Raw genomic sequence first — 23,899 nt, 5'->3', positions numbered from 1 at the left:
AATAACTAACAATTAATTTAATGTAATATGGCAACACCCGAATTCAAGTATCAGCCAATGTTTGAACGTGGCAAAGATACGACTGAATACTATTTGCTTACCAAAGATTATGTATCTGTAAGCGAGTTTGAAGGAAAACCCATCCTGAAAATCGAAAAGGAAGGTTTGACAGCGATGGCCAATGCGGCTTTCCGCGACGTTTCTTTCATGTTGCGCCGCTCTCACAACGAACAGGTCGCAAAGATTCTGACTGATCCGGAAGCAAGCGACAACGACAAGTATGTAGCTTTGACTTTCCTGCGCAATGCAGAAGTAGCAGCTAAGGGCGTACTTCCTTTCTGCCAGGATACCGGTACGGCGATTATCCACGGTGAAAAAGGACAGCAGGTATGGACCGGATATTGTGATGAAGAAGCGCTTTCTCTGGGTGTGTACAAAACTTATACAGAAGAAAACCTGCGTTATTCTCAGAATGCACCGCTTACCATGTACGAAGAGGTGAATACTCGTTGCAACCTGCCGGCTCAGATTGATATCGAAGCTACTCAGGGTATGGAGTATGAATTCCTTTGCGTCACAAAGGGTGGTGGTTCTGCCAACAAGACTTATTTGTATCAGGAAACGAAGGCCATCCTGAATCCGGCTACGCTGGTGCCGTTCCTGGTAGAAAAGATGAAGACCTTGGGTACAGCTGCTTGTCCTCCTTATCACATCGCTTTCGTGATTGGCGGTACTTCTGCTGAAAAGAACCTGCTGACAGTGAAACTGGCTTCTACTCGTTTCTATGACACACTGCCTACTACTGGTAACGAATACGGTCGTGCATTCCGTGATATCGAGCTGGAGAAACAAGTGCTTGAAGAAGCTCACCGCATTGGTTTGGGTGCACAGTTCGGTGGTAAATATTATGCACACGATGTGCGCATCATCCGTCTGCCGCGTCACGGTGCTTCTTGTCCGGTTGGTTTGGGCGTATCTTGCTCTGCCGACCGTAACATCCGTTGCAAAATCAACAAAGACGGTATCTGGATTGAAAAGCTGGATTCAAATCCGGGCGAACTGATTCCGGAAGAATTGCGTCAGGCAGGTGAAGGCAATGCCGTGAAGATTGACCTGAACCGTCCGATGCCGGAAATCCTGGCAGAACTGGACAAGTATCCGGTAGCTACCCGTCTTTCTTTGAACGGTACGATTATCGTAGGTCGTGATATCGCTCATGCCAAACTGAAAGAACGTTTGGATCGCGGTGAAGACCTGCCTCAGTATATCAAGGATCATCCGATTTATTATGCTGGTCCGGCCAAGACTCCGAAGGGAATGGCTTGCGGTTCTATGGGCCCGACAACTGCGGGACGTATGGACCCGTACGTAGACCTGTTCCAGAGTCATGGTGGTTCTATGATTATGTTGGCTAAGGGTAACCGTAGCCAGGCTGTGACGGATGCCTGCAAGAAACACGGTGGTTTCTACTTGGGTTCTATCGGTGGTCCGGCTGCTATTCTGGCACAGAACAACATCAAGAGCATCGAATGTGTGGAATATCCGGAACTGGGTATGGAAGCTATCTGGAAGATTGAGGTAGAAGATTTTCCGGCATTTATCTTGGTAGACAACAAGGGTAATGATTTCTTCAAACAAATCAAACCTCGTTGCACAGGTAACTGTAAATAATTGAGACACTAGATATGCTTTTCCCGTAGAGAAAGGCATGAGACCATACAAAGGATTTGCAAACCGTAGCCTGTCGATGGCCGGATTTGCAAATCCTTTTTTTATTCTGTTCCCCCGATTTGTTTCATCATAGTGGATTTAAAATGAATTTTCTGCGTTTTTGTAAAAACTGGACGCTTCCGATTGCCATGGCAATGGGAGTCATTCTGTATTTTGTGTATGTCAATATTCCTTTTCTTGTCCCGACCAAACCGTTTGTGACCCGTGCCATCGACATTGTACAGCCGGTGTTGATTTTCCTGATGCTGTTTCTCACGTTCTGTAAAATTAGTCTGCACGATTTGAAGCTGTGTGCCTGGCACCTGCGTTTGCTGCTGATTCAGGGAATCAGTTTTGTGGTCTTGGGATTGCTTTTGGTGATATTCCCTGATTTTCCGGCCCGCATTCTGGTGGAAGGAGCGATGATTTGTCTGATTTGTCCCACGGCCACGGCAGCCGCAGTAGTCACCCGTAAACTGGGGGGAGATGCGGCCCATCTGACCACCTATACTATTCTGATTAATATCCTGACTGCCATTCTGGTACCGTTGATGCTTCCGCTGGTTCATCCGCATCCGGAACTGAATTTCGGCAGTTCGTTCACCCTGATTTTAGGAAAGGTCTTCCCGTTGTTGCTTTGTCCGTTTCTGGCTGCCATTCTGTTGCGGGTACTTCTGCCGAAGGTCCATGCCAAGGTGGCTCAGTATCATGAGCTGTCATTCTATTTGTGGGCTGTAGCCCTGACTCTGGCTATCGGAGTGACGGTAAAAAGTATCGTTCACAGCAACGTGTCTTTCTGGTATCAGGCCGGATTGGGAGTCGTTTCCCTGGTGTGCTGTGGTCTGCAGTTTTATTTTGGAAAGAAAGCCGGGCGTAAGTATGGCGATTCTATCAGTTCCGGACAAGCTTTGGGGCAGAAAAACACCGTATTCGCCATTTGGATGGGCTATACTTTCTTCACTCCCGTGACGGCAGTAGCTGCCGGTTTCTACAGTGTATGGCACAATGTGGTCAATTCCTACCAGTTGTATTTGCAGCGTAAGGCAGAAGGAACGTCCGACGCTTTGAAAAATTAACAGCTTGTCTGTCATTGCTGTGCGCGGAAAGTTGTAACTTTGCCGACACTTTGTAATGTAGAAGAATAGATTCGCATGATTTCAATAGAAGGATTGAAGGTGGAGTTTGGAACGACTCCCCTGTTTGAAGATGTATCGTTTGTCATAAACAAGAAAGACCGCATCGCACTGGTCGGAAAAAACGGTGCCGGAAAATCTACCATGCTGAAAATCCTGGCGGGATTGCAGCAACCCACGGATGGGGTGGTGGCCGTGCAGCGGGGCATTACCATCGGGTATTTGCCGCAGGTGATGATTTTAAGCGATACACGTACGGTGATGGCAGAAGCCGAGATGGCTTTTGAGCATATCTTCGAGATGCAGGAGAAGCTGGAGAAGATGAACCAGGAGCTGGCTGACCGTACGGATTATGATTCGGAGAGTTATCACGAACTGATAGAGCGCTTTACTCACGAGAACGAACGTTTCCTGATGATGGGAGGTACCAACTACCATGCAGAGATTGAACGTACGCTGACGGGTTTGGGATTCAACCGGAGCGATTTTGACCGGCCGACATCTGAGTTCAGTGGAGGATGGCGCATGCGTATTGAGCTGGCGAAACTTTTGTTGCGTCGTCCGGATGTGCTCTTGCTCGACGAGCCGACCAACCACCTGGACATTGAGAGTATCCAGTGGCTGGAGAACTTTCTGAAAGCAAGTTCGGGGGCTGTGGTGCTGGTGAGTCACGACCGGGCCTTCATCAACAACGTGACGAACCGCACTATTGAGATTTCCTGCGGACGGGTTTACGACTACAAAGTACCTTACGATGAATTTGTCGTGCTGCGTAAGGAGCGCCGCGAGCAACAGTTGCGTGCGTACGAAAACCAGCAGAAAGAGATAAAAGACACGGAGGATTTCATAGAACGCTTCCGTTACAAGGCCACGAAGGCTGTACAGGTGCAGAGCCGCATCAAGCAGCTGGAAAAAATCGTGCCTATCGAAATTGATGAAGAGGACAATTCCACCCTTCGCCTGAAATTCCCTCCTTCCATCCGTTCCGGCAACTATCCGGTGATTTGCGAGAATGTGAAGAAAGCATACGGCAATCACGTGGTGTTCCACGATGTGAACCTGACTATCCACCGCGGGGAAAAGGTGGCGTTTGTGGGAAAGAACGGAGAAGGTAAGTCTACCTTGGTGAAGTGCATCATGGATGAGATTCCTTTCGAAGGCAAGCTGACCATCGGACACAACGTGCAGATTGGGTATTTCGCCCAAAACCAGGCTCAGCTGCTTGATGAGAATCTGACGGTGTTCGATACCATCGACCGGGTGGCGAAAGGAGATATCCGTTTGAAGATACGCGACATCCTGGGTGCCTTCATGTTTGGAGGAGAAGCCTCCGAAAAGAAGGTGAAAGTGCTGTCAGGAGGAGAACGCAGCCGTCTGGCCATGATAAAACTGCTGCTGGAGCCGGTGAACTTCCTGATTCTGGATGAGCCGACCAATCACCTGGACATGCGTTCGAAAGACGTGCTGAAGGAAGCGATAAAGGAATTCGATGGGACCGTCATCGTGGTGTCACACGACCGTGAGTTCCTCGACGGACTGGTGACCAAGGTCTATGAGTTTGGCGGTGGTCTGGTGAAAGAACATATCGGCGGCATTTACGATTTCCTGCAAAAGAAGAGGATGGAGAGCCTGAACGAACTTCAGTTGTCGCAGTCGCCTCAGGTGGTTTCAGAAAAGAAAGAAGAGACACCGGACAGTGACAACAAACTTTCGTATGAAGCCCAGAAAGAGCTGAACAAGAAAATCCGTAAGCTGGAAAAACAGGTGGCCGACTGTGAAGTGAAGATTGAAAAGCTGGAAGGCCAGGTAGGGGAACTGGAACAGCAGATGGCCACACCGGAAGGTGCGTCCGACATGAAACTGTATGAACAGCATCAGCAGCTGAAGAAACAGATTTCAGAAGCGGAGGACGAGTGGACTGCGCTCTTGTCGGAACTGGAAGAAATGAAACAAGAATAATTTGAGACTTAATTAAAATAATACACTTATGAACAAAAAAAATTATGTAGCCGTAGCAGCGTTGGCATTTGCCATGATGACCAGCTGTGCCGGACAGAAGGAAGCCAAAAGCACTTCTGGCATCGATTTGGCAAACATGGATACGACCGTGGCTGCCGGAACCGACTTTTTCCGTTATGCATGTGGCGGTTGGAACGAAGCACATCCGCTGACTGCCGAATATTCCCGTTATGGGACATTCGACCTGTTGTTCGACAACAGCCAGAAGCAGTTGCGTGAACTGATTGAAGGACTGGCTGCCCAGAAGAACAATCCGGCAGGTTCAGCTGCGCAGAAAATCGGTGATTTGTACAACATGGCCATGGACAGCGTGACCTTGAACAAGCAGGGAGCGGAACCGGTGAAAGCAATGCTGGGTAAGATTGCAGCCCTGAAAGACAAGAGTGAAATCATTCCGATGATGACCGAGATGGCGCATGCCGGCATCGGTACCTATTTCCACGGCTATGTGTATGCTGACCCGAAGAACAGTTCGCTGAACATCTTCCAGATGGGACAGGGCGGTATCAACCTGGGTGAAAAGGAATATTATCTGGACAACGACAGCATTACGCAGAACATCCGTGAACAGTACAAGGTATATATCGGCAAACTGTTCCAGCTGGCAGGTTTCACAGAAGCAGAAGCTCAGCAGAAGGTGGCAGATGTAATGGAAATCGAAACCGCTATTGCCAAGGCTTCACGCAGTGCCACAGAGCTTCGTGACCCGGAAGCCAACTATCACAAGATGTCGTTCGACGAACTGAAGAAGACCATCTCCGGCATCGACTGGGATGCGTATGTAAAGGGACTGGGCATTCAGGCTCCTGCCGAACTGAACGTGGAACAGGTAGAACCGATTCAGGAAGTGGCTCGTCTGATGAACACTCTGCCGGTGTCAAAACATGTGTCATATCTGGAATACAATTTGCTGGATGCAGCCGCTTCTTGCCTGAGCGATGACTTCGTGGCTGCCCGCTTTGATTTCTACGGCAAGGTATTGTCCGGACGTCAGGTAAACCAGCCGCGCTGGAAACGTGCCGTAAATTCAGTAAACGGCATGCTGGGCGAACTGGTAGGCGAAATGTATGTAGAAAAATACTTCCCGGCAGCCGCCAAGGAACGTATGGTGAAGCTGGTGAAGAACTTGCAGACTGCTTTGGGAGAACGTATCAATGCACAGGACTGGATGAGCGACAGCACCAAGGTGAAAGCACAGGAAAAACTGGCTGCCTTCCATGTAAAAGTTGGTTATCCTGACAAATGGAAAGACTATTCCAAACTGGACATCAAGAAAGATTCTTACTGGGCCAACGTATGCCGTGCTTCAGAATGGAGCTTCAACGATATGTACAGCCGTCTGGGCAAACCGGTCGACAAGGATGAATGGCTGATGACTCCGCAGACAGTGAATGCTTATTACAATCCGTCTACCAACGAAATCTGCTTCCCGGCTGCCATTCTTCAGCCGCCGTTCTTCAACATGGAAGCAGACGATGCAGCCAACTACGGTGCCATCGGTGTGGTAATCGGTCATGAAATGACTCACGGATTCGACGACCAGGGCCGTCAGTTCGACAAGAACGGTAACCTGACTGACTGGTGGGCTCCGGGTGATGCCGACCGCTTCAAGGAACGTGCACAGGTGATGGTGGACTTCTTCAACAATATCGAAGTATTGCCGGGCTTGCATGCCAATGGTGAGCTGACGCTGGGCGAGAACCTAGCCGACCACGGAGGTTTGAACGTGGCTTATCTGGCCTTCCAGAATGCTACGAAGGATGCACCTCTGGGTGTGGTAGACGGTTTCACTCCGGAACAGCGTTTCTTCCTGGCCTACGCCACTCTGTGGGCTGGCAACATCCGCGACGAGCAGATTCGCGTGTACACCAAGTCAGACCCTCACTCTTTGGGCAAATGGCGTGTGAACGGTGCACTGCCGCACATCCAGGCTTGGTATGATGCTTTCCACATCACACCGTCTGATCCGTTGTACGTAGCTCCTGAAAAACGTGTGAACGTATGGTAAGCCACAAATTCTGAAATCTACTATTCAGCATAAAAGGGTCTATGGACTGTCATGAGGTCCATAGACCCTTTTTTTATGGCCTTTGGTATGATAAGCACAGGAGGCGGGGAGTATTCTTGCTTACCTACTGGTGTATTCTTTCTTTTCTGCTTGTATTTTCTGTGTACCATACTTTGGGATTTGTATCCCACAGTGTGAAATATATATTCCACAGTGTGGTTTTTGTATCCCACAGTGTGAAACAGAGAATTTTCCATTTCGTTTGACCAAAAACAGATTGTCATTTATTTTTATCCGATGAATGAAATCACGGTTTTCCGTGGTGTATATGAAGTGAAAAATACTTTTCTTTGTATAAAGAATAGAAAATAGGTTAAGAATCCTTATCAAGAAAAGGGTACTAGGAAAGCCATTACTGGATTATCTATTATTATGGGGAAAAATAGGGTGTAAGCTGAATGAATCTGTAGATTCAATCTATTGTTTGAACGATGAACCCCTTTCTCTCTACTCCGCCTGAGTTTTGAGAAAGGGGTTGCTTATGATGGGTGAGGGTATAGGGGCTTAGTATCCGCCTCCCAGCGCATGATACAGGTTGATGACTCCTTGTATCTCGTCGAAACGGTCGGTGGTGGTGTCGAGTTCTGCCTGGAGCAAAGCTTGGCGGGCCGTAATCACTTCCAGGTAGTTTTGGGAACTGTGCCGCATGAGCAGTTCAGAGCTTCGCAGAGCGGATTGGAGGGAAGCACACTGACGTTCATCCAGTTGGATGCGCTTGCGGGCGGTCTGCCATTGAACCAGCGCATCGTTCACTTCCGCTCCGGCGTCGAGCAGACTTTGCTGGAAGGTCAGCAGTGCTTCTTCCTGCTGTGCTTTGGCTATTTTCAGGTTCACGATGTTTTTTCCTCGATTAAACAACGGTTGTACGAGGGAAGCGACGGCAGAAAGCAGCCACTGTCCCGGATTGGTGAGGACGGCACCGGCTGCGTTGGTCCATCCGGCGGAACCATTCAGCGTGATGCTGGGATAGAAAGCCGAGCGGGCGGAGTTGGTGGCGTAGTAGGCCACGGCCAGCTGGTTTTCACATTGGCGCACATCCGGACGGCGGCTTAATAATTGCAGCGGAATTCCCGTAGAAAGCGAATCGGGAAACTCTTGCGCTTCGAGGGTGGAACGTCCCACCGTCTGTGGTGACATCCCCAGCAGGGTAGAAAGCGCATTCTCCATTTCGTTGATTTGGCGTTCGATGGAAACTACCGAAGCCTCTACGGACAGTTTGCTGGCTTCGGTTTGTGCGACTGCCATTTCGGTGGCTTGACCGGCTCGTTTCAGGGCTTTCATTGTGCGCAGGCTTTCCGTCCATGTTTCTGCTGTACACCGTGTGATGTTCAGTTGCTTGTCCAGCATCAGCAGGCTGTAGTAACTGTTGGCAATGGTAGCCACTAGCTGAGTCTGTACAGCTTGGCGATAGGCTTCGCTCTGTTCGAGTGCAGCCTGGGCCCCTCGCTTGGCATTCAGCAGTTTGCCGAAGAGGTCGATTTCCCAGTCGGCAGACACTGCCAGGTTGTAAGTCTTGGAGGGTTTGCTGCCGTCCAGACTGGTAAGTGTGCCTTGTGGAGTAAGCGATAGGGAAGGCAAGTACGAAAGCCGTGAGTTCATGAGCAAGGCTTCGGCCTCTTTCACCTTGAGCCGGGCGATGTTCAAGTCTGTATTATGAGCCAGTCCCGTTTCAATGAGCTGTTGCAACTGCGGGTCTGTGAAGAGTTCCTTCCACGAAAGTGAGGCCAGTGAGGTGGTATCTTCCGTGGCTACCGGTTGGCGGTACAGGCTGTCGGACACCGTGATGGATTCCGGGCGTTCATACGTCCGGTAGATGTGGCAGCTGCTCAGTGTGGAAGCGAGCAAGAGGGGAATCACTATCTTATTTTTCATGCGTGTAATCCTTTGAAGTTATTTCTTTTCAATCTTAGGCAACTGGCGTTCCGGCATCCATTTTTCCTGGAGATATTGGAATACCATGAACAGTGGTGGCACAATGAAGAGCAAGGCGATGGTTCCGATAAGCATACCTCCTACCGTACCTACTCCGATGGAGATGTTGCCGTTGGCACCTACACCGGTGGAGAACATCAGCGGCAGCATACCGAAAATCATGGTGAGCGAAGTCATCAGAATCGGTCGCAGACGAATTTGTGCGGCTGATACGGCTGCCTGCATGATGCTCATGCCGTGGCGGCGGCGTTCCGAGGCGTATTCGGTCAGCAGAATGGCGGTCTTGGACAGCAAGCCAATCAGCATGATTAGTCCTGTTTGCAGGTAGATGTTGTTTTCCAGTCCGAACATTCTGGCAAAAAGGAAACTACCGGCCAGTCCGAACGGCACGGAAAGGATGACAGCCAAGGGAACGAACAAACTCTCATATAAGGCACAAAGAATCAGGTAGATGAATACCACACAGATGACAAACACCAGCGTGGTAGTATTTCCAGTATTGGATTCCTCTCGCGACATCCCACCGAATTCAAACCCGTAGCCGGTAGGTAGAGTTTGTGCAGCTACTTCCTGAATGGCCTTGATGGCCTGTCCGGAACTGTAACCCGTAGCGGCTGCCCCGTTCACCTGAATGGCAGAGAACAGGTTGAAGCGGGTCAGCATTTCGGAACCGTACACACGGGTCAGTTTCAGGTATTGGCTGATGGGGCTCATCTCGCCCGAGTCATTGCGTACGAAAATACTGTGAAGTGATTCGGTGTCCAGACGGAATTGGGGAGGTGCCTGTACCATGACACGATACAGTTTGGAGAAGCGGTTCATGTTGGAAGCATAGTTACCGCCCACGTAACCAGAGAGGGTACTCAGTACGTCGGCAGGTGATACCCCGTTGCGCTTGCAGCGTGCAGCATCCACCTCCACGAGGTATTGCGGGAATTTTGTATCGAATGAGGTGGTGGCCCGACCGATTTCCGGACGCTGGTTCAGTGCATCCAAGAATTGGCGGGTATATTTCTGCAAGTCTTCCGTGGTACCGCCTTTTTGGTCCTGTACATACACCTCGAATCCGCTGTTCACTCCATAGCCCGGAATCATCGGACGAGTGAATGGCATGATGTCGGCACTGGAGATGAAGGCCGTGCGGCGACTGATTTCTTCCATCACGGCATCGATGGCGTCTTCCTTGTTGGGGCGTTCGCTCCAGTCTTTCAAACGGATGGTGAACATACCGTTGCAGGCACCCTGTCCGCTCAACATGGAATTGCCGGTGGTATTGGACTGAAGTTCGATTTGAGGAATGGTGCGCAAGCAGCTGTCTACCTGTTCCATCACCTTGCGTGTTTCTTCCACGCTGTTTCCCGGTGAGGTACGGACATCAATAAAGACGGTCCCCATATCTTCGTTGGGTACCAGACCCGTCTTGGTGGTCATCATCAGAAAGGCAAACCCGCCGCAGGCTGCCACCAGCAGAGAGCCCGCCAGCCATTTGCGCTTGAGCATGAAGACCACTCCCACCTTGTACTTGGTGACCAACCGGTGGAAAGCCGTGTCGAATGCGATATGGAAGCGGGAAGAAAAACTCAGTTTTCCTCCGTTTTCTGCCGTCTGATGGGGAGTCATGATGAGGGCGCACAGGGCCGGACTCAATGTCAGGGCGTTCAGCAGGGAGATGGCTACGGCAGCTGCCATGGTCAGACCAAACTGTGTGTAGAACGTACCGGTGGTTCCTCCGATAAAGCTGACAGGAATAAATACTGCCATGAAGACAAAGGTGGTGGTCACCAAGGCAGAGGTGATGCCATCCATGGCGTCGATGGTGGCCAGGTAGGACGATTTGTATCCTTCATCGAACTTGGCCTGTACCGCCTCGACCACCACGATGGCATCGTCGACCACCGTACCAATCACCAGTACCAAGGCGAAAAGGGTCAGCATGTTGAGGCTGAAACCCACAATGGAGAGAAAGGCAAAGGTACCCACCAGGGATACGATGATGGAGATGGCTGGAATAAAAGTGGAGCGTAAACTTTGCAGAAATACATATACGACAAGCACTACCAGAAGGATGGCCTCAATCAGGGTCTTGATGACGCTCTTGATAGAAGCGTCAAGAAAGTCTTTCGTACTCATCAGGTCGACAATCTTGATGCCTTTGGGCAGTGTCTTGGAGATTTCAGCCACGGTACGGTCTATTTCTTCGATAATCTCATTTGCATTGGAGCCGGAGGTCTGGGCAATCATGATGTTACAGCCCGGATGTCCGTTTACCTCACCGATGTAATCGTAGGCACGTGTGCCCAGCTCGATGGTAGCCACGTCTTTCAGTCGCAGCACTTCTCCGTCGGGCAGCGACTTGATGACCATGTTTTCATAATCTACTTCGTTCTCATAGCGTCCGCGATATTTCAGCACATACTGAAAAGTATTCTTGGACTCAGCTCCCAATGTACCCGTAGCAGCTTCCACGTTCTGTTCGTCCAATACGGTTGTGATGTCGGAAGGAACCAGTGAATATTTCTGCATCTTGTTCGGGTCGAGCCAGATACGCATGGAGTATTCATAGCCGAATACGTTCACTTCTCCCACGCCGGCAATACGTGAAAGCCGGGGCTCGATGTTGATTTTCATGTAGTTGGTCAGGAAGGCCTCATCGAACGAGTCGTCCGGACTGTATACAGCCAGCTGTTTGATGTTACTGGTCTGTCGTTTGCGCACGGTGATACCGCTTTTGGTTACTTCGGCTGGAAGCAGTCCCTCGGCCGTAGCGATACGGTTCTGCACGTTGACAGTGGCCATATCCGGATCGGTTCCCTGACGGAAATAAACCGTGATTTTGGCAGAACCGTTGTTTGAAGCCGTAGAAGTCATGTACATCATGTTCTCCACTCCGTTAAGCGCTTCTTCCAGCGGTACGACCACACTTTTTAGTACGGTTTCCGCATTGGCACCTGTATAGGTGGCCGATACGCTGACCGTAGGAGGTGCTATTTCCGGAAATTGTTCGATAGGCAATTGCGACAGACCAATAAATCCCAATATCAGGATAAGTACGGAGATGACACCAGCCAGGATGGGACGGTCAATAAAAGTTCTTATCTTCATGGCATTCGGTTATTTTTCAGGTTCAGAGGTGGAAGTCACATTGACGGTAGTGCCTTCGCGCATCAGGCCGGCACCCTCGGCGATGATGATGTCACCTTCTTTCAGGCCGGAAAGTACGATATAGGTCTGTCCGTCATTGTATTTATAAACTGTGATAGGGGCCGACTGCGTTTTGCCGTCTACCACCTTCCAGGTAAACACTTTATTCTGGAGCTCGTAGGTCGCACTCTGCGGAATAGTGATGCAGTTCTTGTGTTCAGTAGGGACTGAAACAATGCCGCTTCCTCCGTTACGTAGCAGATGGCCCTTGTTGGGGAATACGGCCCGCAGGGTAACTCCTCCTGTTCCTTCATCCACTGTTCCGCTGATGGCATCGATGCGGCCAGCGTCCGGATAGTTCTTTCCATTGCTCATGGTCAGTCCGACCTGCGGAAGTTTCTGACAGGCTTCTTCGAGCGAACCATATTGCTGGATAAGGTCAAGCATCTGATTCTCTGCCATGGAAAAATAAGCGTAGATTTCCTGGTCGTCGGATACCGTGACCAATGGTTCGGTGATGCTGCTGCTTACCAATGCACCTACTCGGTAGGGAATCATGCTGGCTACTCCGTCGACGGGACTTTTCACTTCTGTGTACGACAGATTGTTGCGGGCATTGGTCTCTTCTGCCTTGGCCTGTGCCACGGCAGCTTCTGCTTCAAGCAACTGGTTGCGGGCCGTCTGACGGTCGAAGTCGGATACCACCTTCTCTTTGTAAAGCTCTTCTTTACTGTTTGCTGTAAGCTTGGCTGTCTGTAATTGTGCTTCGGCACTTTTCACGTTGGCCAGTGCGGTTTCCAGTGCCGCCCGGTAGGGCACTTGGTCGATAATGAAAAGCACTTGTCCGCGGCGTACGGCATCCCCTTCGTTGATGCAGATTTGGGTGATGGTGCCACTCACCTGTGGGCGTATTTCCACCGCCTGTTTTCCACGCAGTGTAGCGGGGTAGGTGGATTGTAAGGTCTGATTCGTTGTGGTCACGGTTAGTGTTTTGTACTTTTCGCCGGGCATGTCCTGCTGTTTTGCGCCGCAACCGGCGAGCAATGGCAGACAGCACAGCATGAGATAGATGCTTGTCTTCATGTGCATATCATTATGAGGTTTGTCGCACAAACTTACGCAGAAGAAGACGAAAAAAGGAGCATGTGGTGACGAACCGGGCAGATGTGGTGATGAACACTCTGGAACTTTGATTCATTCGCGGGTAAAATGTCGTATCTTTGTCTTTACAAGTAAATGATGTATGAGGAAAAGCCATATCCCTTTGTATATAGACCTTCTGTTTTTGTCTGGTCATTATGCCACTGGCCATTATGCTGTTGCCGGTAGACCGTTGGATTGTGCACAATACCGCCTTTCTCATTACGCTGGTATTATATGTGTATGTGCTTTATTTTTTGTACCGCTGGGTGTGCTTGCCCAAGCTTTTTATGCAGAAAAAGTACTTGCACATTGTGTGCTACATGCTGTGTTTTGTCGGCATGACGGAACTGTTGACCTATTTCCCGTTACCGTCTGAACTGGTGTCTGGTGTGACCCGACCGATAGAGGTACGCCTGCACATGCGCACACAGACCATCTGGTTTTTCTTCTTGGTGGTGACAGGTTTTTCACTGGCTATTGAACTGACCTTTGAGCTGTTTCGTCAGATTCTTTCGCGTCAAGAGATAGAAGCTGAAAAGAACAAAGCAGAGCTGGCTCTTTACAAGGCGCAGATTAATCCCCATTTTCTGTTTAATACCCTCAATACACTTTATGCCTTGGTGCTTTCCGGTTCAGACAAAACGGAATCGGCCTTTGTGAAATTTTCCGGCATCTTGCGTTATATGTATTCACAGAGTGGCTCTGAGCTTATTCCTGCAGAACGTGAACTGGAATACATCCGTCAGTATGTTGAATTGCAGAAACTCCGCTTGAATGAACATACTCATGTGGAACTGGAGGTGGAAGTTGCCGACGGGCAGGTGCTTGTTCCATCGATGCTGCTCATCACTTTTATTGAGAACGCATTCAAGTATGGCACTTCATCGGAAGTGGACTGTACGGTCCGTATCTGCGTCAGGGTGGACGACCATCACTTACTTTTTGAAACGGAAAATATGGTGATGCGGTTTCGGGAAGATGGCTTGCGCGGCATTGGTATTGAGAATTGCCGGAAACGGTTGGAGTTGCTTTATCCGAGGCGTTATGAGTTGGAGGCAGGAGCGGAGAATGGTATCTATCGTGTAAACCTGGACATACGGTTGAAAAATGAGGACTGAAAGGATTGCAGAAGGTTATGAACAGAAAATTGAAATGTATTGCTATCGATGATGAGCCGATGGCTCTGTTGGTCATTGAACAGTTCTGCCGTCGGAGAGGGGGAATGGAACTGCTTACCTTTAGTGAGCCGCGCGTAGGCTTGGAGGCAATATGCCGTCTGAAACCCGACCTGGTCTTTCTGGATATTCAGATGAACAGTCTCAACGGACTGGAGATAGCCGATATCCTTCCGCATGAATGTGGCTTTATTTTTACTACCGCTTACGCGGAGTATGCACTTGAAGGGTTTAACCTGGACGCGGTGGACTTCCTTCTCAAACCTTTCTCGTATGAACGTTTTGAAGTGGCGGTGGAAAAAGCCCTGCGCCGTTTGGATACCTGTCGGTCCGCGGTTCCCGAATGTCTGGTGGTCAAGCAGGAATACAATAATGTGAGCATTCCTCTTTCAGATATATTGTATGTAGAGGCATTGGGGAATTATGTCAAGATTGTCCGTCAGTCGGGAGGACATGTGCTGACCCGTACCAATCTGAAGGCTATTACTGATTTATTGCCCGACAGCATGTTTTTGCGCATTCACCGTTCGTATGTTATCTCTATCTCATCTGTAATATCTTTTACTCGTACGCGGGTGAAATTGAAAGGCCTGGCTGAAGACCTGCCTGTGGGTGCACAATATGCCGGTCAGGTGGCAGAAATACTTTTATTTTTGGACTGACGGAAAATACCACATCCAGACTGTTGTGGGTGCGTATTCCCGTTGTTGGCAGGACTTATAAAAGGGCCAATCGCATCTTGTCCCCAAGGATAAACATGAACAATTTTTTCTGGCGGTATGTTATAATTCAAAGTCGACTTGAGTTTTTATCTAATGTTTTACCTTAAAAAAACAGCCGATTATGAGAAAATCATTTTTATTTTTATTCCTTGTTGACATTCTAATTACATTTCTGACGGGCTGTAGGCAGGATGAACTTCCAAAGTCTATGGAGCTTGCAGAAAGTAGGGCTGAGAGTGTCCAAAATGACCCCCGTGTGCAACATAGCAGTTATTTGATATGGTTGGATGGATCCGGATGCAAAAGTCTGGCAGAACAGATTCAATCGGTTAATCATTATGATTCGTTGTTGGCATTCAGCCAGCTTCCAGGTCCCGATCAAGTGAACAGTCTGTTGACCATTGCCCGTGACAGTTTGAATGACGTTACAGTTGTAGGTAATGTCAAACAATTTGTGGCTGGTACGTATAGTCCGGATTTGATTCAGGAACTTCGGCATTTGCGGAGGGGCGTCGTACTGATTGCGGATAATGACAACAGTGAACAGTTGAAATCATGGATGTTGCGTCTTCTGGGAATGTATGTGGGTAAAGGCTATTACAAGGTTTCTTATCCCAATGAACAGCGTTATTATTATTATGACATGGCAGACCCTAATGCGCTGAAGAAACTTTGTGGAACGAATGGCCTTCCAGCAGACAGTCGTACACTGGCCTGGGGAGCTCCTACTACGGATGATACGTCCGATCCGGAAGTGACAAAACGTGCCATGCGTGCCATGAAAAGAATCTATCTGAGTAATCGTTTCTATGTGTACACCAACCGTTACGATTATCCGATGACGGGATATGAGCTGCTTCCCCCGTATTCAGGAGAAGTCCGCAAGTATTCGCCGGCTAGCGATAAGCTTTGGGACGCGGCGGTGGATCGTGAATGGGCGATAGATGCCTATAATCTCCGTATCTATGCCCCGACCAACGGAGACAACATGCTTGCCGTTTATTCGGCAGGAGGTAACGGGTTCGCTAATAAAATCCAGAACTCGACTGTCTTTGTGAAGAATCCTCCTAAGAATGAAGTGTGGGGATTATTGTGGGGCTTGAGGAACAATGCTTATACCCGTATTCGGATTTCAGACGGGCAGTCGTCGTTGCTCAACCTTTCTTCAATAGACTTTGCTCCCGGACTTCCTCAGGACGAATCGACCATCAGCCATTCGCAAAGCCGTTCGGTTGGTTTTGACTTGAGTATGAAGCCTGAACTGAAAGGTGAATACCGATGGGGGAAGAGCATTTCTTACCAGTTGAAAGAAATGACTCGGGTGGTAAACAAGACCCAGACCGATTCGGAACTGAGTTACTCATGGAAGTGGTATCCGGAAACCTTGTTCAGAGGCAGTCGGGCAATGAAAGATGATAACATGATAGATGGAAGCGCCATGATTTCACCTGCGTGGTATGATATCTTGTATAATGCAGTGACCCCGGTCTCAAAAAATGTATTCTGTGATTATGACAATGACCCGTTGTTCAACCAGAATCTTCTGAACTATCAGCAGGAATGTGCGGTAACGATGAAGACCGATGGAGCTTCAGCCGGTATTGTGGCTGTGGAGATTGTGGATGGCATGAACTTGCAGCGCGGAGGAGTTTGGTTTAACAGCTGGGGAACGCCTACGGCTCATCCTTTGCCCAATGATTCCGGTGTGGCATGTGATGCACTGTTGGATGTAAGTGCGAAACTTACTGTGTGGATTGATTTTAACAATTGGTAATATTTAATGATTTACGAATATGAGATTTCTATTATATTTAGGTTTGTTAGTGGGTACTTTTTTTATGGGGTCCTGCAACGATTTTGATTTGGATACACTTACTGGAAAGGAACGTCTAGCCGGAGTGGTTGATGGGAAAAAAGATGTCGTGTTGCTCTGTATGGGATCGGGCGAGAAAGTGAACAAGGTCGCTACTCTTTTACTTGCTAATATTCCGGTTTCGTGGGAGATAAAAGATAAGAAAATCATAAACTATGATGATGGAATGTCGACCAGCGAGCTGGAGGATATGATAAAGAGCGAGAATACGTTTCTTACTGTGATATTGGATGTGAAAGATGTGGTGTCCGGTAAGTATCCGACTTCTTTATTCCGTTTGCTGAAGTATTATAAACGGGATTTTTATCTTATCTCAGATGAGAATACAACAGAGCAGAAGAAGGCGATGCTTTCGCTTGTCGGGGTGTATATGGAACCGGGATATTATGCCATCAACTATGACCGGGTGCAGCATTATCGTATATTTCCAGATAATGATCCGCATGCCCTGGAAAATATGATAGGTAAAGTGGCAGCTTCGCTTCAGCAGCAGACATTTTCGGTTGCGAGTGCTGCAGGCAGCAGGGCAGGCTTTATTCCGGATGCAGGCTATAATGCACAGATGGCCGATAAGGAAGCCTTAAAACAGATTGAGGTTTACAATCGTTTGTATGCGTATGACAAGGGTGATATGGACTATACCTTTGACTGTTATCCTTATGCGACAAAAGACGGGAAGCCGGGTGATGTATGTATTGATAATACGTGGGTGATTTCGGCCTACAATTTTCAGATATACAGTAAAAACAATAATTGCTTGTTGAGTGTGACCAATGCATTGGGGAGTGGTTTTAGTGCTTCTATCAAGGATTACACGACTCCTAAAGGCATTGATGTATATGCGTATATATGGAACCTGATGCAGATGGCTTCCAGCGAAGTGACCATACATTCCGATGGAGGGATTTTCCGTGAAGTGAGCTATCAGCCGCAGACAGTTGTACATGGGGCGAACTATACTGAAAACTCGTTTTGGAAAGTCTCTGTTGCGGTATCTCCCACTCAGCTGGCGGAAAGACCTTGGGGAGCGTTTAAAGCTTCTTTCTCCAAAGAGTCTTCTACAGCAGTCTCGTATAAGACAGAAAGCATGTCGGTTACTTGTAAAGGTAACTCTGGTGATGGGCTTTACGGCAAACGCTGGTTGTTCGTTCCGGGTGAATTTTATGATCGTGGAGAAGCTTTTGTGTATGAAGGAAGTGGAAATAAGCATGTGATAGATGCGGTACAGGCCATGACGTCGAATTATGTGTTGGAGGGGGGATGGACACTTCGCCAGAACTATCTTGACCACATCAATAACAGCATGAAGCTTTATCGTCAGCAATGTATTTATACGCTTGAGTCTGATGCACAGCCCGGATTGGTCAGCGTGACCCTGAAGGATGCCATGAAGCTGCAAAAGACGAAGGCACATTATAATTGCGGTATTCGTTACGGGCATGAATCTGTCGATGCCGATGTGTCAATGTCTAAAACGGTGTGGATAGACTATTCTACTTGGGATAACTAAAAAAAGCGAGGACACTGGTTTCTGACAGAAATCAATCTTCATAGTGGAGGCTGGACGCAAGAGGTCTGGCCTCCTTTTTTTTCTATTCCAATAAATAGGAATATGAAATAGGTTATTTATGGGAATTATTTTTTAGATTTTATCGCTTATTTTTGACAAAAATAATTGTTAGACGAACGAAATAGAGATGCCAACTAAAAAAAGAAAAACTATGAAAACAATTTTTAAGTTCACATGGGTAATAGGAGCTTTGTTGTTTTTGTCGGCCTGCTCTTCAAATACTCCTTCGGCGGTAGTAGAGAAAGCGTTGGATTGTGTAGTATCTGAGGACTATAAAGGTTATGTGGATTTGATGCAGCTAACCGAGGATAATGATCCCCAGGTAAAGGAAGAGGCAAAAAAGGAATTTGCCGAGATGATTGAAAAACAAGCCGCCAAGCAAGGTGACAAAGAAAAGCTGAAAAGTTATGAGATTCTGAAGGAAGAATTTAGTAAGACGGGGACTTACGCTAGAGTAACTTTTAAGGAGGTTTACATGGCTGGGGATGAACATGAGACGTCTTTGTACCTGGTAAAGGACAAGGAAGGCAAATGGGTAATCATGCTTTGGGGAGCCGACAGGCTGATGGATGAATAAATAAGAAGGCCTTATAATCATGTTGGACGAAGAATCCGTATTACAATATCGGGGAGTTGTAATGCGGATTCTTTTTTTGCCTTATATTGGGAACCAGAAATGGACTACGGTTCCCTGTCCCTCTTTCGATTTGATTTCACAGTCGCCTTGCAGCTTGGAACATCGTTCTTTGATGTTTTTCAGTCCTAATCCGCTCTGGAGAGGATTGTTGGTAAACGAGTTGGGGGTGAAACCTTTTCCGTCATCCTCGATGAGGATATGGATTTGGCTGGCTTCCTGGCTGACAGTAACGTAAGCATTTTGAGCATCGGCATGTTTTACCAGGTTGGATATTGCCTCCTGCAAGATACGATATACTTCCTGTGTCTGTTCGGGCGGGAAAGTAATTTGCTTTATACTTTCCTCTATATAGCATTCAATGTGAATGTTCTCCAATGATTTCAGTTTGTCAGTATAGAGTGCCAGTACCTGGTACAAGCTGAAATTATGAAAAACGGGAGTAGCCAGCTGATGGGAGAGATTGCGCAAGGCTTCTCTTATCCGCTCAAGCTGTATACTGAAAGAAGGAGTTTCCGCTTGCCGCATTTCTATTTCGATGGATAACAGGTCGTTGCATACGCCGTCGTGCAGTTCTTTGGAAATACGGTTATTGCTGTCCTCCAGGCCGCAGATATATTGTTCTGTCATTTTCTTATGCATGTCGGTGAGGAGGAGCTGGCTTTGCATTTCTTTGTCCTTGATTTCTTTTTCCAGTTTCAGCTGCTTCAGGTTAAAAGCGATTTTTCTTTTGTGCATGCTGATGGTCAGGATGACAAGGAGCAGGACGACTAGTACAAGTATCCCCCCGATGGTATAGGTGCGTGCCAGATAGGCTGCTTTCTCTTCCGCGCGTTTTTCATTGATACCGGCAATTTGCAAGTCTTTTTCTTTGAGATCCAGTTCGGCTTCGAATCCTGACAGTCGGTTGTGGAAATACTGGTTATTCAGTTCGTCGTTGGCTTTATAAGCCTCGAGTACAAGCTGGTAGGATAGCTGGTTCTCATGTCTTTTAGCCTCTATTTCAGCAAGAGTCAAGAGTACCTTAGGAAGCAGACCGGAAGGATGTTGGCGGGCAAAGTCGGCTGCTTTCATGACATACTGTCGGGCCTGAGACAAAGAATCTGTATCGTGAAACAGCATATAGCCGTACAGGTATTCCAGATTGGCAATGTTTGCCTTATTGAGTGTGGTGGCCTTGTAACTCATCGCCTTTTGGAAGTATTGTAAAGCTTGTGACGGTTTACCCAAATCCCTTGCTACCCGGGCATATTGTGTATATGCCAGCAACTTGAGCCCATCGGGCATTTCCGGCTGGAGTTTCTTGTTCACCAGGCGGAGCGTGTCGAGTGCATTGCCGAGCAGGTGGTTGTTGGCCAGCAGGATGGCATGGTTGCATAGTCTGTTGACTTCTCCAATACGGTAATCTATGGTCAGTGTATCGGTTTGAGGATAGGCAAACATTTTGCGTGAAACCTGTATGGCTTCATTGTTTTTCCCTACTTCATTGTAGAGAATGGAGATATTGGATACGATGATAGCTGCCAGGTTATAGTTTTGCAGGTCTTCGGTAATGGCCAGCGCTTTTTCGTACAGTGAAATGGCATTGTCGAACATAAAAAGTTTCCGGTGTATGACTCCCGATAAATTGTAGGCTTCGGCCAGATTGGCTGAATCTTTCAATTGCTCCAATAAACTGATTGCTTCTGTAGCCGTACTTCTGGCTTCTGTCAGGTGGTCGGTCTGCCATTGTCCGTAGGCAGTTTCGTACGTAGCAAGTGCCTCGATTGTCTGTATTTGGGAACGGGAGGACTGCTCCGACAGGTGCTTTCCCAGTGTAGCAGCCTTTTTCCGTGTTTGAGCCAGCAGGGTATATGCTTTGTCGCAGTCTCCTTTCTGATTGAGGTAGCGGGCGTAATCCAAGTCGATATCCAGGGCATAAAGCTTATCTTGTTCGTAACGGTTTTCACGGGTGATGACTCCGTAGATAGAATCCATCCGGTCATATTCACCGTTATCTCCAAATGACTGCAGCAAGTCGGCCAAGCTGTCATTTTTGTCACTGGCCGTTAAATGTGCGGTCAGGCAGAGAAAAATAAAAAATACAATTTGTTTCATATCGTAATCCAACCTTTAAAAAAAGCAATTCGCATGAGATGTGATACGTTGGTGGCCCCACTTTTTAACAGGATATTTTTCCGCATCGTATCGATGGTATTCTTGCTAAGATTAAGTTTGTGGGCGATTTCGTCGGAGGTAAGTCCGCAGGAGAGCATCTGAATGATTTCGTTTTCACGTGGGCTAGGCGTATAGTTTATCTGTCTGGCGGCAGACTGGTCGCCCACAATGGAAAGTACGATGTGCAGGGCGGTAGGAGAGTAATATTTTGCGTGTTCCCCTAATATCCGTTGAATGGCTGTTTCGATTTCATCTATTTTGTCGTTTTTCGTGACGATGCCTGCCACTTCCGCCTTGGTCAGCAGTTTGATAATCCAGAACTCGGTGTGCATGGTGTACACAAGTATGGGAATCTGGATTGTTTTCTGCCTTAGATAGGTTATGATATCCAAAGCAGTTTTATCTTGGATTTCATAATCAATGATGAGCAAATCGGGAGTGGTGTGGTTCAGATAACTGTATAATTCGGAGTGATGATGCCCTGTAGTTACCTGATAATGCGGATTATTTGCCAGTAACTGGCTGAGACCTTCAGTGACAATCGGGTGGTCATCTATAATGTATAGATTTTTCATGGAGGAGCGTATTAATATCTTTAGCTTTTTTACAAAGATGATAATTTTTCTTGCGACATGCAAGTGCTGGTAAGGAAAAGAGGTACTGTCGGCTCTGAATTACCGTGTGTTATCTGTTAATTTTTTCTTGGCTATTGGGGGAGAATGTGTTATATTCGCAAAATCTAAATGCTGGTGAAAAGTAAATGACATTAAAAATAAATAGTAGTATGAAGAGAACAGCTTTATTGTTGGCAGGGCTTGGCTTTTGTTTGTTGAGCCAGGCTGGGGAGCCGGTAAAAGACTTTTCTTTTGCCGGATACAAAGTCGTATTGATCCGGTCGGATACCTTCCGCGTAGAGGTGGAAAATCCGGAGCAGGGAATACAGAAATTGGAGAATGGGACACTGTCGTTCACGCTTAAGGATGCAAATGGAACGATGCCAAAAGGGAAAGTTTGTATTTATACGAACGATGTTCGTCGAATCAGCATGATTTGTTCTGAACTGACGGCAGACAGGGCACTTACCGTAGATTCACTCAGCGTATCGTTGGCTGCAGGTTCCAGGGGGACGATGGACGTAAAGGCAAAATATTTACAGATATCGGCTGGAGCGGGTAGCCAATTTACCTTAAAAGGAGAAACGGATGAGCTCGACTGTACGACCAATGGCAATAGTCGCGTCAATTTGAGCGGGCTGAAGGTGAAGAAGCAACAGAAAAACTGAACTAGTTCAGATTAGCTTTTTGGTCTCTCTATTTAAAAATCACATTACCTTATTAGAATAGTATTACATTGTATTTATTACCTTAATTTTTTACGAAAAAATGACTTCAAACAACAAAACTATGATTCCTTTGGCTTTTATTGGAATAATGTTCTTTGCCATAGGTTTTGCTTTGGGAATTAATTCTTTACTGGTACCGGTATTGCAAGGTTCACTGAATATATCCAATGCCGCTTCCTACCTGATTATTGCAGCAACCTTTATCCCTTTTCTGCTATTCGGCTATCCTGCTGGACTTACGATAAAGGCGATAGGATATAAGAAAACCATGTCATTGTCCTTTTTTATATTTGCAGTTGCGTTTTATCTTTTTATTTTGTCTGCAAATAGGGGCAGTTTCACATTGTTCCTTCTGGCTTCCTTCGTGAGTGGGGCAGGCAATGCCTATCTGCAGGCCTCTGTCAATCCATATATCACCATACTCGGTCCTTTGGAAAGTGCAGCCAAACGTATCAGTATTATGGGTATTTGTAACAAGCTTGCTTGGCCGATACCATCCATATTCATCGTATGGCTCATTGGAAAAGATGTAAACAAGATTGGAATTTCCGACCTTGAATATCCTTTCCTGATTATCATCTTGGCATTTGTGATTCTTGGTATAATGGCATTTTTCGCTCCTCTGCCGGAAGTAAAGGCAGAAGGAGAAGATGCTCCGGCAGACAATGTGGCTGACGAGTCAAATAGCTCAGGAAAAACATCTGTATTCCAGTTCCCACATTTATTGTTGGGGTGTATTGCACTGTTTCTTTATGTCGGTGTGGAAACTGTATCGTTGGGTACACTGGTTGATTATGCCAATTCAATCGGACTGGCAAATGCGGCCAACTATGCATGGATTGCACCTATAGGAATCGTTATAGGATATATATGTGGCATCATCTTTATACCACGCTATATCAGCCAGGCTACCGCATTGAAGATATGTTCTATAGTCGCAATTATCGGTTCCATACTGGTGGTTATTACTCCTTCCGACATATCTATCTATTTCGTGTCTTTAATGGCTTTGGGTTGTTCGCTGATGTGGCCTGCGCTATGGCCTTTGGCAATAGCTGACCTTGGCAGATTTACGAAAACAGGTTCATCACTTCTTATTATGGCCATGTTCGGTGGTGCAGTTATACCGACGGTGTATGGTTGGTTGAAAGATGCATGTGGTGCACAACAGGCATATTGGTTGTGTTTACCCTGTTTCCTGTTTATTTTATATTATGGAATGTACGGCTGTAAAATACGTAAGTAAGAGTAAGAGGCCATCTCTTTGAGATGGCCTCTTC

Annotated in this window: 16 protein-coding genes; 11 read left to right on the top strand and 5 right to left on the bottom strand. The window is 47.4% G+C overall.

Features of this window, described 5'->3' with window-relative positions; translation table 11 throughout:
• Positions 1-27: 27 nt before the first annotated feature.
• The 4 genes from BQ7480_RS15200 to BQ7480_RS15185 all read left to right on the top strand — a co-directional run bounded on the left by BQ7480_RS15200 (position 28) and on the right by BQ7480_RS15185 (position 6,870).
• Entirely contained in the window at positions 28-1,671 is a 1,644-nt protein-coding gene (locus BQ7480_RS15200; protein WP_022352877.1) for a fumarate hydratase, read from the top strand.
• Between the two features lie 143 nt (positions 1,672-1,814).
• A complete protein-coding gene (locus tag BQ7480_RS15195; RefSeq protein ID WP_072543505.1) occupies positions 1,815-2,786 on the top strand; it encodes a bile acid:sodium symporter family protein in 972 nt (323 codons plus the stop codon).
• Positions 2,787-2,861: 75 nt separating this feature from the next.
• Entirely contained in the window at positions 2,862-4,802 is a 1,941-nt protein-coding gene (locus tag BQ7480_RS15190) for an ABC-F family ATP-binding cassette domain-containing protein (protein ID WP_072543504.1), read from the top strand.
• 28 nt (positions 4,803-4,830) lie between these two features.
• Positions 4,831-6,870, top strand: coding sequence for a M13 family metallopeptidase (locus tag BQ7480_RS15185; RefSeq protein WP_072543503.1), 2,040 nt, complete (start codon positions 4,831-4,833; stop codon positions 6,868-6,870).
• A 564-nt stretch (positions 6,871-7,434) separates the two neighbouring features.
• Here BQ7480_RS15185 and BQ7480_RS15175 read toward each other — a convergent pair.
• From BQ7480_RS15175 to BQ7480_RS15165, 3 genes are read right to left on the bottom strand one after another with little or no spacing between them, the layout of a single operon-like run.
• Positions 7,435-8,802: an efflux transporter outer membrane subunit gene (locus BQ7480_RS15175; protein ID WP_072543501.1), complete on the bottom strand. Its 1,368-nt coding sequence runs from the start codon at positions 8,800-8,802 to the stop codon at positions 7,435-7,437.
• Between the two features lie 18 nt (positions 8,803-8,820).
• Entirely contained in the window at positions 8,821-11,964 is a 3,144-nt protein-coding gene (locus BQ7480_RS15170) for an efflux RND transporter permease subunit (protein WP_072543500.1), read from the bottom strand.
• A gap of 9 nt (positions 11,965-11,973) precedes the next feature.
• A complete protein-coding gene (locus tag BQ7480_RS15165) occupies positions 11,974-13,086 on the bottom strand; it encodes an efflux RND transporter periplasmic adaptor subunit (RefSeq protein WP_072544079.1) in 1,113 nt (370 codons plus the stop codon).
• 215 nt (positions 13,087-13,301) lie between these two features.
• Here BQ7480_RS15165 and BQ7480_RS15160 point away from each other — a divergent pair, with 215 nt between their 5' ends.
• From BQ7480_RS15160 to BQ7480_RS15140, 5 genes are all read left to right on the top strand, one after another.
• Positions 13,302-14,264, top strand: coding sequence for a sensor histidine kinase (locus BQ7480_RS15160; RefSeq protein ID WP_072543499.1), 963 nt, complete (start codon positions 13,302-13,304; stop codon positions 14,262-14,264).
• A gap of 17 nt (positions 14,265-14,281) precedes the next feature.
• Entirely contained in the window at positions 14,282-14,983 is a 702-nt protein-coding gene (locus tag BQ7480_RS15155) for a LytR/AlgR family response regulator transcription factor (RefSeq protein WP_072543498.1), read from the top strand.
• A gap of 181 nt (positions 14,984-15,164) precedes the next feature.
• Positions 15,165-16,817 carry an ATP-binding protein gene (locus BQ7480_RS15150; RefSeq protein ID WP_072543497.1) on the top strand — a complete coding sequence of 551 codons (1,653 nt, stop codon included), beginning with the start codon at positions 15,165-15,167 and terminating at the stop codon, positions 16,815-16,817.
• Between the two features lie 19 nt (positions 16,818-16,836).
• Positions 16,837-18,426, top strand: a complete 1,590-nt coding sequence (locus BQ7480_RS15145; protein ID WP_072543496.1) for a hypothetical protein — start codon at positions 16,837-16,839, stop codon at positions 18,424-18,426.
• Positions 18,427-18,637: 211 nt separating this feature from the next.
• A complete protein-coding gene (locus BQ7480_RS15140) occupies positions 18,638-19,063 on the top strand; it encodes a nuclear transport factor 2 family protein (protein WP_161946442.1) in 426 nt (141 codons plus the stop codon).
• 81 nt (positions 19,064-19,144) lie between these two features.
• Here BQ7480_RS15140 and BQ7480_RS15135 read toward each other — a convergent pair whose 3' ends face one another.
• Positions 19,145-21,217, bottom strand: a complete 2,073-nt coding sequence (locus BQ7480_RS15135; protein WP_072543494.1) for a tetratricopeptide repeat-containing sensor histidine kinase — start codon at positions 21,215-21,217, stop codon at positions 19,145-19,147.
• Positions 21,214-21,852 carry a response regulator transcription factor gene (locus BQ7480_RS15130; RefSeq protein ID WP_072543493.1) on the bottom strand — a complete coding sequence of 213 codons (639 nt, stop codon included), beginning with the start codon at positions 21,850-21,852 and terminating at the stop codon, positions 21,214-21,216. Before BQ7480_RS15130 ends, BQ7480_RS15135 begins: the two co-directional genes overlap by 4 nt.
• 209 nt (positions 21,853-22,061) lie before the next feature.
• Here BQ7480_RS15130 and BQ7480_RS15125 point away from each other — a divergent pair, with 209 nt between their 5' ends.
• Together BQ7480_RS15125 and gluP are read left to right on the top strand one after the other, a co-directional pair.
• The gene (locus BQ7480_RS15125; protein WP_139255796.1) at positions 22,062-22,559 is read left to right on the top strand and encodes a GIN domain-containing protein; all 498 of its coding nucleotides are present in this window, start codon (positions 22,062-22,064) and stop codon (positions 22,557-22,559) included.
• Positions 22,560-22,659: 100 nt separating this feature from the next.
• Positions 22,660-23,865: a glucose/galactose MFS transporter gene (gluP, locus tag BQ7480_RS15120; RefSeq protein WP_072543491.1), complete on the top strand. Its 1,206-nt coding sequence runs from the start codon at positions 22,660-22,662 to the stop codon at positions 23,863-23,865.
• Positions 23,866-23,899 lie beyond the last annotated feature (34 nt).

The sequence above is a fragment of the Bacteroides mediterraneensis genome, from assembly GCF_900128455.1.
GTDB lineage: Bacteria > Bacteroidota > Bacteroidia > Bacteroidales > Bacteroidaceae > Phocaeicola > Phocaeicola mediterraneensis.
This window is presented reverse-complemented; position numbering and strand designations above follow the sequence as displayed.

Bases quoted from the DNA above. Each gene is read 5' to 3' on its own strand.
- BQ7480_RS15155 (WP_072543498.1), top strand. From the start codon at position 14,282: ATGAACAGAAAATTGAAATGTATTGCTATCGATGATGAGCCGATGGCT.
- BQ7480_RS15160 (WP_072543499.1), top strand. From the start codon at position 13,302: ATGCCACTGGCCATTATGCTGTTGCCGGTAGACCGTTGGATTGTGCAC.
- BQ7480_RS15190 (WP_072543504.1), top strand. From the start codon at position 2,862: ATGATTTCAATAGAAGGATTGAAGGTGGAGTTTGGAACGACTCCCCTG.
- BQ7480_RS15175 (WP_072543501.1), bottom strand. From the start codon at position 8,802: ATGAAAAATAAGATAGTGATTCCCCTCTTGCTCGCTTCCACACTGAGC.
- BQ7480_RS15135 (WP_072543494.1), bottom strand. From the start codon at position 21,217: ATGAAACAAATTGTATTTTTTATTTTTCTCTGCCTGACCGCACATTTA.
- BQ7480_RS15195 (WP_072543505.1), top strand. From the start codon at position 1,815: ATGAATTTTCTGCGTTTTTGTAAAAACTGGACGCTTCCGATTGCCATG.
- BQ7480_RS15185 (WP_072543503.1), top strand. From the start codon at position 4,831: ATGAACAAAAAAAATTATGTAGCCGTAGCAGCGTTGGCATTTGCCATG.
- BQ7480_RS15140 (WP_161946442.1), top strand. From the start codon at position 18,638: ATGAAAACAATTTTTAAGTTCACATGGGTAATAGGAGCTTTGTTGTTT.
- BQ7480_RS15125 (WP_139255796.1), top strand. From the start codon at position 22,062: ATGAAGAGAACAGCTTTATTGTTGGCAGGGCTTGGCTTTTGTTTGTTG.
- gluP (WP_072543491.1), top strand. From the start codon at position 22,660: ATGACTTCAAACAACAAAACTATGATTCCTTTGGCTTTTATTGGAATA.
- BQ7480_RS15200 (WP_022352877.1), top strand. From the start codon at position 28: ATGGCAACACCCGAATTCAAGTATCAGCCAATGTTTGAACGTGGCAAA.
- BQ7480_RS15165 (WP_072544079.1), bottom strand. From the start codon at position 13,086: ATGAAGACAAGCATCTATCTCATGCTGTGCTGTCTGCCATTGCTCGCC.
- BQ7480_RS15150 (WP_072543497.1), top strand. From the start codon at position 15,165: ATGAGAAAATCATTTTTATTTTTATTCCTTGTTGACATTCTAATTACA.
- BQ7480_RS15145 (WP_072543496.1), top strand. From the start codon at position 16,837: ATGAGATTTCTATTATATTTAGGTTTGTTAGTGGGTACTTTTTTTATG.
- BQ7480_RS15170 (WP_072543500.1), bottom strand. From the start codon at position 11,964: ATGAAGATAAGAACTTTTATTGACCGTCCCATCCTGGCTGGTGTCATC.
- BQ7480_RS15130 (WP_072543493.1), bottom strand. From the start codon at position 21,852: ATGAAAAATCTATACATTATAGATGACCACCCGATTGTCACTGAAGGT.